Source organism: Gemmatimonadota bacterium, assembly GCA_026706345.1.
GTDB lineage: Bacteria > JAAXHH01 > JAAXHH01 > JAAXHH01 > JAAXHH01 > JAAXHH01.
Genome location: JAPOYX010000172.1, coordinates 12,361 through 20,584 on the forward strand (window position 1 = coordinate 12,361; position 8,224 = coordinate 20,584).

The window sequence follows — 8,224 nt, forward strand, 5'->3', positions numbered from 1 at the left end:
CATCTCGATCGTGCCGAGTTTTTCGTCGACACGTACCTCGACATTGTCGTCGCCCGTGCCGAATCGTTTCTTCGCCGCCGTGACCAGGCCGGTTTTCACCGTGTCCCAGACCACTTCCCGGTCCACGTTCTTCTCCCGAATGATCTGCGCCAGCGCTTCGATAACCTCGTAATTCATTACCTGAAACTCCCTCTCCTAACCTTTATCCCATCCATGTTCCAATTCCCGGTGGGCTTTCCTGATGCTTGCGACGGGAATACGGTGCTTCTCTTCGCCGCAGACGATTTCGACTGTACCGTCCCCGATGCCCTCCAGGCACCCCACGCGGGTAACCGATCCGCCGTCGCCGTCTACGGATACGACCTTAACCCATTTGCCGAGGGCCCGCCGATAGTCTCTTTCCGTCTTGAACGGCCGGTCCAGCCCGGGCGACGAGACCTCGAGCGTATAGCGGGACGGGATGGGGTCTTCCATGTCGAGCAGGCAGGACAATTCGCGGTTTATGGCCACGCAGTCGTTGATCGTAACGCCGCCCGGCTTTTCGATCAGCAGTCTCAGGACGTAACTGCCCGGCCTGCCCGCCAGCTCCATATCCACCAGTTCGAACCCGGCTTCGTCGACAAGCGGCCTGGCGAGCGACGAAACGTTCCGGACAATCGAATCGCGGTCAGTTTCCATCGCGTAATTTCACGATTCATCCCGAAAACCACATAAAAAAAGCGGGCACTACTTCGCCCACTTCTGCAGCACCGCTCTAATATAGGGGGGCATGTTAAGCCAAGCAAGCAAAAAGTTTACGCCGATTCCCGGCCCCTTTCGGGGCGGTCCCGAAAAAGTCCTTGGATCGTGAAAAGACACAAAATATGTTTAGTCCTGAAGGACACGTCAAACAACGCGGTTCAGACCTTCCAGGAGACGCCGCATGAAAAAGGCGGTTTGCTATATCAGGGTCGGCCCGATGGAGACCCGCAAGCATCCCTTTCGAAGGGCGGACCAGGAAAAGCGGCTTCGGTCTTACTGCGCCGAAAACGGTCTCGACATCATGCTGGTGATCCTCGACCTCCGCGTCGAGGCGTTCATCCCGCTTGAAGAACGGCTGGGCGGCCGGGACCTGGTCAACATGGTGGAATCGAAGGGTATCCAGCACGTCGTGATCTGGCGCCTCGACCGGTTGTTCAGGTCGGCGTCCGAAACGTCCCGCTGCCTCAAGGCCTGGTCCGGCGAGGACGTCGTGTGCCATGTGCTCGACCTCGACGGCCTGTCGGTCCGGACCGACGGGGAAACGGGCCAGGTGGTCCTGAGCACGCTCACGGTGCTGGCCGGCATGGCCCACGACCTGCCCGCCGAACGAACGAAAAACGCGATCCGCCTGAAGAAGACCAACCGGTTCGCATACGGCGTAACCCCCTATGGTTACGACCTTTCCGGCAACCAACTGGTGCCGAACGCCCGGGAGCAGGAGATCATCAGGCAGGTCAGGACCTGGCGCGCCGAGGGCAGAAGCCTGCGCAAGATCGCCGACGAGCTCAATGAAATGGGCGTTCCCACCAAGCGTGCTTCGACGCTCGCCCGTGAAACCCGCTGGTATGCGTCCACGGTAAGCTATCTGCTGAAAAACGAACTCTACCTGGCCGAGGAGGACGAAAGCGGCCAGGAAAAGGGGCAGGCTGGTCCGACGTGATATACGCCAGAGAGGATTCGAACCTCTGACCTACGGCTCCGGAGGCCGTCGCTCTATCCAGCTGAGCTACTGGCGCGAGTAATTTCCACCCGCAATATAACGGTCGGCTGAGAACCGTGTCAATCCATTTCAGGGAATGGCGGCGGGTTCGGAAAGCCGGCCGGCGGCGCCCTCAGCGTCGGTCGAAACCACCTCTACTTCGACGAAGGTATTCATCCGGACCGCCTGTACCGCGCCGCCGTCGAACCATGTCCTGAGCCCGTGGTCCGTCCTTCCCGTCATGCCCTGCCAGGCTCGCCCAAGCCGACCATGCGGGCCGGGCGGCCCAGGTGGACCACCCGATTCCTCCTCGACCAGCACGGGCAGGGTCCTGCCCATGAAGCGGCTGTTATAGGCCGCCGATTTCCGGTCACTCAAGGTACGAAGCAGCCGGCTTCGCTCCCGGGCAACGGGCGCGGGGACCTGGTCCGGCATCCGGGCGGCCCGGGTGTGGTCCCGCTTCGAATAGGTAAATACGTGGAAATAGGCGAAGGGCAGACGGTCCAGCCAGTCGTACATGCGCTGAAAGGATGCGTCGGTCTCTCCCGGAAACCCGACCATGATATCCGCGCCTATGCTGATATCCGGCACTGCGTCGACGAGCCGGTCGACGCCGTCCCCGGCCTCACCAGCCGTATAGGTCCGGCGCATGGCCTTAAGCAGGCCGTCGTCGCCGTGCTGAACGGCCAGATGCAGGTACCGGCACAGCCTGGGCGCGTGCGTCCGGAGCAGGTCGATGAGGTCCCGGTCCACCGCGGTGGGCCAGATGGAACTCAGCCTCAGGCGGGGCAGCGCGGTCTGCTCCAGGATCTGGCGGACGACCTCGTTCAGCGAGACGGGCGCGTTCAGCGCGGCAGGCGCGGACAGCGAGGCGGGCGCGGACAGGTCCGATCCGTACTCGCCCAGGTGGACCCCGGTGAGCACGATCTCGGCGTAGCCCCGGTCTATCAGGGAACGGGCCTGGCGGAGCACGGCGTCCGGCGGGAGGCTGCGGTGCCGGCCGCGGGCCCAGGGTATGATGCAGAACGAACAGAACTGATCGCATCCGTCCTGGATCTTGAGCATGGCCCGGGTGCGGTTTTCGAAGGTAGAGACGTCGAGGCGCTCGTCGAAACGGGTCATCTCCGCCCTGCGCGTCACCCTGGACACGGGATGGAGGTGCCCGCGCTCACGCAGCACATGTTCGACGAGGTCGCCCTTCTCCACGTTTCCCAGGACGAGGTCCACCCCTTCGATGTCCAGGAGCTGGCCGGGATGGGTCTGGGCGTAGCAACCCGTGGCTACGACAGTGGCCCCGGGCCGACGCCGAACGGCCTGGCGGAGGGACTGCCGGGCCCGCGCATCGGCCTGGTTCGTCACCGTGCAGGTGTTGACGACGTAGACATCGGCGGGCGCGTTGAAGGGTACGACGCGAAAGCCCCGGGAAACGAACTGCTCGCGGATGGCTTCGGTCTCGTACTGATTCAGACGGCAGCCCAGCGTGTGCAGGGCTACCGTCGGAGCGTCCGTTACGCGGGTTGCGGCCGGCCCGGCGGGATCAGTCACGCCCAAAACCCCTGCCCTGCCGGCCATGCGCCGGCGGTCAACCGTCCGATTCCTCCGCCGGGGCGGCTTCCTCCGCCGGGGCGGCTTCCGCTGTGACGGCTTCTTCTTCCACAGTCACGACATCGCCGATCACGGTGCCCGCCACGGGGTGCCGGCTCAGGTATTCGTCGATTTCCGCCCGCTCGCGATCGCGGAAGTAGGCCTTGACGCTGAGCACGACCCGCCGGTTCTTGCCGTCGAATTCGATGACCTTCAACGGGATCTCCTCACCCTCCTTGAAGGCATCGCCCGGTCGCTTGATTTCCGGATGGTTGAGTTGCGAAATGGGGACGAATCCCTCCACCTCGTGAGAAAGCTCGACGACCACGCCCCGTTCGAGAAGACGGATGATGGTCCCCGTCGTCTCGGTGTTTACCGGGTAGACCTCTGCGAGCGACAGCCACGGATCCTCGGTGACCTGCTTGATGCCGAGGGATACGCGCCGGGCCTCGGGATCGATGTTGAGGACCATGACGTCGATCTCTTCACCCTTCTTGACGACCTCGCTCGGATGCTTGATGCGCCGCGTCCAGGACATGTCGGAGATATGGACCAGTCCGTCGATCCCCTCTTCGATTTCCACGAAGGCGCCGAAAGCAGTGATGTTGCGCACGCGCCCCCGGACCATGGTGCCCACGGTGTACCGCTCGTTCAGTGACAGCCACGGATCCGGCTGGGTCTGCTTCATGCCCAGGGAGATCTTCTCGTTCTGCTGATCCACCTTCAGGACGACCGCGTCCACGTTCTCGTTGACCGTGACCATCTTCGACGGATGGGTCACGTGCTTCGTCCAGGACATTTCGGAGATATGAATCAGCCCCTCGACGCCTCGCTCGAGTTCCACAAAGGCGCCGTAGTCCGTGATGCTCACGACCCGCCCCGTGATCTTCGAACCGACCGGGTATTTCTCCTCGACGTTCGCCCACGGATAGGGCTCGAGCTGCTTGAGGCCGAGAGAAATGCGCTCCCGTTCCCGATCGAATTCCAGGATGGCCACGGTAATCTCGCTGCCGATCGTCACCAGTTCCGAGGGATGGCCGATGCGTCCCCACGAGATATCCGTGATGTGCAGCAGTCCGTCGATGCCGCCCAGGTCCACGAAAGCGCCGAAATCCGTGATGTTCTTGACCACGCCCTTGCGGACCTGGCCCCGGTCGAGTTCGGCGATGATCGCCTGCTTCTGCTTCTCCTTTTCGACCTCGAGCACCACGCGGCGGGAGACCACGATGTTCCGGCGGCTCTTGTTCAGTTTGATGATCTTGAACGGGAGCTTCTCGCCGATGAACTGGTCCAGGTTCGGCGTCTGCTTCAAAGCCACCTGGGAACCGGGCAGAAAGGCGTCCACACCGAAGAGGTCGACTACCAGTCCGCCCTTGATGCGCCGCAGAATCTGGCCTTCCACCACGGCGCCTTCTTCGTGGGCGTCCTTGATCTTGTCCCAGACCTTCATGAAATCGGCTTTTTGCTTGGACAGGACGAGTTGCCCTTCCTGGGCTTCCATGTCCTCCAGGAAGACTTCGATTTCCTGGCCGACTTCGATCTCGTCGGGGTCGGTGAACTCGGAAAGGGGTATGGCGCCTTCCGACTTGAACCCTACGTCGATGACGACCTCGCCGTTTTCAACCGAGATGACGTGGCCGGGAACGATCTCGCCTTCCACGATATCCTTCAGGGTCTCGTCGTACATCTGGAACATCTGTTCGTATTCTTCGAGTTCCTGTTGATTCAGGTCCTGCTCGTCCACCCACTTGGGCAGCCTGTACGGACGCTTCGAGGGAGCGGGCTCCGTTTCGGCGGTCGGCTTGGTCGGCTTGGCCGTCTCGGTCGCCACGGCGGTTTCCGTTTCGACATCGGCCTCCGCTTCCACGGCGACCTCGGCTTCCGGCGTGGGGGATTCCGCAGATACCTCTTTAGCCGCCTCCGCGGACTCGGCGGGTGAAGAAGACGCCTCGGTCTCCTCGACCTCGGAAGTCTTCGGTGTGTCCTCTGGCATGTTCATCCTCCTTGATGAATGAAAAACACGGACCGCCGCCGCACCGGCGCCAATCCGCCCTGACAAAAAAGTCTTTTAACCGGACAAGCCGACCTCCGGTTCCAGTTCTTCGATTTCGCCCTTCGTAAGCGCACGCCACTTCCCGGCAGGCAGATCCCGGTCCACCAGGCCGCCCAGACGCACCCGGATCAGCCGAAGCACGGGATGCCCTACGCGGCCGCACATTCTCCGGATCTGACGCTTGCGTCCCTCGTGCAGCACTATCGAAAGCCAGGTGCCGGTTTCCGTTATCCGAAGGACGTCAACGCCCGCCTTCGCCGTGGTCCTGCCTTCGATCGTAACGCCTTCTCTGAGTCTGCCCAGCGTGTCCTCCCGCGGCACGCCCTTCACCAGTACGTGGTATTCCTTTTCGAAGCCGAAACGGGGATGCATCAGCCTGTAACCCAACGCGCCGTCGTTGGTGAAGAGCAGAAGACCCTCCGTGTCCCGGTCCAGCCGTCCAACCGGAAAGACGCGTTCCGGAATATCCCGGATCAACGCGGCGACCGTCGGCCGCCGGAACGGGTCGTGCATCGTGGTCAGGTACCCGGCCGGCTTGTTGAGCAGGTAACACCTCCGGGCCGCGGGCGCGTTCAGCGGCCGGTCATCGACCGTCACGAGGTCGGCATCGGGCCGAACCTGCGTGGCCAGGGAAACGACCGTCTCTCCGTTCAGCTTCACCCGGCCGGACACGATCATCGATTCGCTGCGCCTCCGGGAGGCGACGCCCGCCTGGCCAGGTATCTATTCAGTCTCATCGCCCGACGCGATCTTTTCGTCCGTTTCGGCGACGGGCCGTCCCGGTCCGCCCGGTCGTCCCGGCCCCGGGAACAACGCCTGGTCGGGCTCCTCGTCTTCTTCGGTCAGCACGATATCCTGGTCCTTCAACAATTCGTTCAACTCGTCCAGCTTGGGCAGGTCCGAGAGCCTGTTGAGCCCGAAATACCTGAGAAAATCGCCTGTCGTCGCATAGAGGATCGGCCGGCCGACGCCTTCGCCTCTCCCGGCGATCCGGATGAGGTTGCGATCCAGCAACGTCCGCAACACGCCGTCCACGTTCACGCCCCTGATCGCTTCCACCTCCGTCCGGCTGATGGGCTGCTTGTAGGCGACGATCGCCAGGCATTCCAGGGCCGCCTGCGTCAGGCGGGACGGAATCCTGCCCCGGTACAGCTGACGAATCCATTTCGCATAGGCCGCCTTGCTGCTGAACTGGTAGCCGTTCGCCACGTGCCGGATCTCGAAGCCGTGGCCGCCCGTCTCGTACTTCTCGTTCAACGCCTCTATGCAGCGACCAATCAATTCCTCGCCCGCATCGTCCATGATGCGGCTGAGTTCCTTCAGGCTCAGCGGCGCATCGCTGGCCAGGAGCACGGCCTCCGTGATCGCGCGGTATTCGTCCAGCTGCGCCTCGTCCATGACCAGTTGCTTTTGCATCCCGTCTGCTGCCTCACGACGACGAATTCACCGAATCGGCCAGGGTCAGCCAGATCTCTCCCAGCGTATCGGTCTGCTCGAAAACCACCCGGTTCTGCCGGATGAGCTCCAGCAGGGCCAGGAAGGTGATGATCAGAAACGACCGGGAGAGGTCTTCCTCGAACAGGGAACTGAAGAACAGGTTCTTCCGCGTCTTCAGGCTATCGAGGATGTTTTCCATCCGGTCCTCGATCGAAACGGTCTCCCGCTCGACGGTACGGTCGAAATCGTCTTTTGCGCGGTCCAGCGTGAATTTGAACGCCTGAAGCAGGTCCCAGAGATTCAGGTTGCCCGCCAGGCGGGTGTCGAGCGTTTCCACGCCATTCAGGTCCTCGTCCCAGTTCTCCACGGGCGGATGGTAGAACACGTCCGCGTTACGGTCCTGGTGTTCATTCAGCACGCCCGCCGCTTCCTTGAACTGCCGGTACTCCAGCAACCGCTGCACGAGTTCTTCCCGCGGGTCGGCGGCCTCTTCTTCATCCTCTTCGGGCCTGCGGGGCAGGAGCATCTTCGACTTGATGCGAAGCAGCGTCGCCGCCATGAGCAGGTACTCGCTCCCCACCTCGAGGTCCAGCAGCTTGAGCAGTTCGAGGTACTGCAGGTACTGCTGCGTGACCAGCGAGATGGGAATATCGTAGATATCCACCTCGTGTTCCTTGATCAGGAACAGCAGGAGATCCAGCGGTCCCTCGAAATGCTCGAGTTTTACCTGGTAGGCCATAACACTTCTTCCGGTCGTTCATTCTTGAGAAACAGGTAGGGGCGCCAGGATTGATGGTGGATGCCTATGAAATCGCGTATAAAGTGTATCCTGCTGGGCGCCTTGGGTTTGCGCCTGAGCACCATGTTCGCTTCCTCCGGCAGCCTGTCTCCCTTTTTATTGTTGCACCGCTGGCAGGCGCACACCATGTTTTCCCAACTGTCCGCTCCGCCCAGGTACCTGGGCAGGACATGATCCACGGTCAACGGTCCCCGCGTAGTGCTGCAGTACTGGCACTGGTGGCCGTCGCGCTTGAGGATGTTCTTCCGGGACAGCATGATGCCCTTGCTGGGTATGCGAACGAAGTTCACAAGCCTGACGATACTGGGCCGGTCGAACAGCGTGTACACGCCCCGCACCGGGTCCGCGTACTTGTCAATGATCTCCGCCTTGCGCAGAAAAACGAGAATGACCGCCCGCCTTGCCGTGCAAACACTCAAGGGCTCGTAGTTCTGGTTCAGAACGAGGACATGTTCGCTTACCATGCCTTGCATGCCTTTCCGAAACCCCAGTTCCTCCCTCGCGAAACGATCCAGAACCGGTTAGGGGAACGATCCCCGCTAAACCTAGACAATGTAGGTTTCTCACGGGCTTCCGTCCATAGTTTTATTGGGTTTCGCGAGGGCTGGAAGGTCGCCCGGCCATGGGCTCG

General features: G+C 61.9%; 8 protein-coding genes and 1 tRNA gene. 1 reads left to right on the forward strand and 8 read right to left on the reverse strand.

The window, feature by feature from the left end; all coding sequences use genetic code 11:
- Positions 1–195: 195 nt before the first annotated feature.
- Positions 196–678, reverse strand: coding sequence for a ribosome maturation factor RimP (locus OXG98_11480; protein ID MCY3772624.1), 483 nt, complete (start codon positions 676–678; stop codon positions 196–198).
- A gap of 244 nt (positions 679–922) precedes the next feature.
- Between OXG98_11480 and OXG98_11485 the strand changes: the two genes are divergently transcribed.
- Positions 923–1,681, forward strand: coding sequence for a recombinase family protein (locus OXG98_11485; GenBank protein ID MCY3772625.1), 759 nt, complete (start codon positions 923–925; stop codon positions 1,679–1,681).
- A 2-nt stretch (positions 1,682–1,683) separates the two neighbouring features.
- On the opposite strand, the gene OXG98_11490 is transcribed toward OXG98_11485, so the two are convergent.
- The 7 genes from OXG98_11490 to OXG98_11520 all read right to left on the reverse strand — a co-directional run bounded on the left by OXG98_11490 (position 1,684) and on the right by OXG98_11520 (position 8,057).
- A tRNA-Arg gene (locus OXG98_11490) sits at positions 1,684–1,757 on the reverse strand.
- Positions 1,758–1,810: 53 nt separating this feature from the next.
- On the reverse strand, positions 1,811–3,265 hold the full coding sequence (gene mtaB, locus OXG98_11495; GenBank protein MCY3772626.1) for a tRNA (N(6)-L-threonylcarbamoyladenosine(37)-C(2))-methylthiotransferase MtaB: 1,455 nt from the start codon (positions 3,263–3,265) through the stop codon (positions 1,811–1,813).
- Positions 3,266–3,302: 37 nt separating this feature from the next.
- Entirely contained in the window at positions 3,303–5,297 is a 1,995-nt protein-coding gene (gene rpsA / locus OXG98_11500) for a 30S ribosomal protein S1 (GenBank protein MCY3772627.1), read from the reverse strand.
- A 75-nt stretch (positions 5,298–5,372) separates the two neighbouring features.
- A complete protein-coding gene (locus OXG98_11505) occupies positions 5,373–6,035 on the reverse strand; it encodes a pseudouridine synthase (protein MCY3772628.1) in 663 nt (220 codons plus the stop codon).
- A gap of 45 nt (positions 6,036–6,080) precedes the next feature.
- Positions 6,081–6,773, reverse strand: coding sequence for an SMC-Scp complex subunit ScpB (gene scpB / locus OXG98_11510; protein ID MCY3772629.1), 693 nt, complete (start codon positions 6,771–6,773; stop codon positions 6,081–6,083).
- Positions 6,774–6,786: 13 nt separating this feature from the next.
- Positions 6,787–7,533: a segregation/condensation protein A gene (locus tag OXG98_11515; protein MCY3772630.1), complete on the reverse strand. Its 747-nt coding sequence runs from the start codon at positions 7,531–7,533 to the stop codon at positions 6,787–6,789.
- Positions 7,518–8,057 (reverse strand): HNH endonuclease, encoded by a 540-nt coding sequence (locus OXG98_11520; protein ID MCY3772631.1) that lies wholly within the window; start codon positions 8,055–8,057, stop codon positions 7,518–7,520. The genes OXG98_11515 and OXG98_11520 overlap by 16 nt, the downstream gene beginning before the upstream one ends.
- Positions 8,058–8,224: the final 167 nt, after the last annotated feature.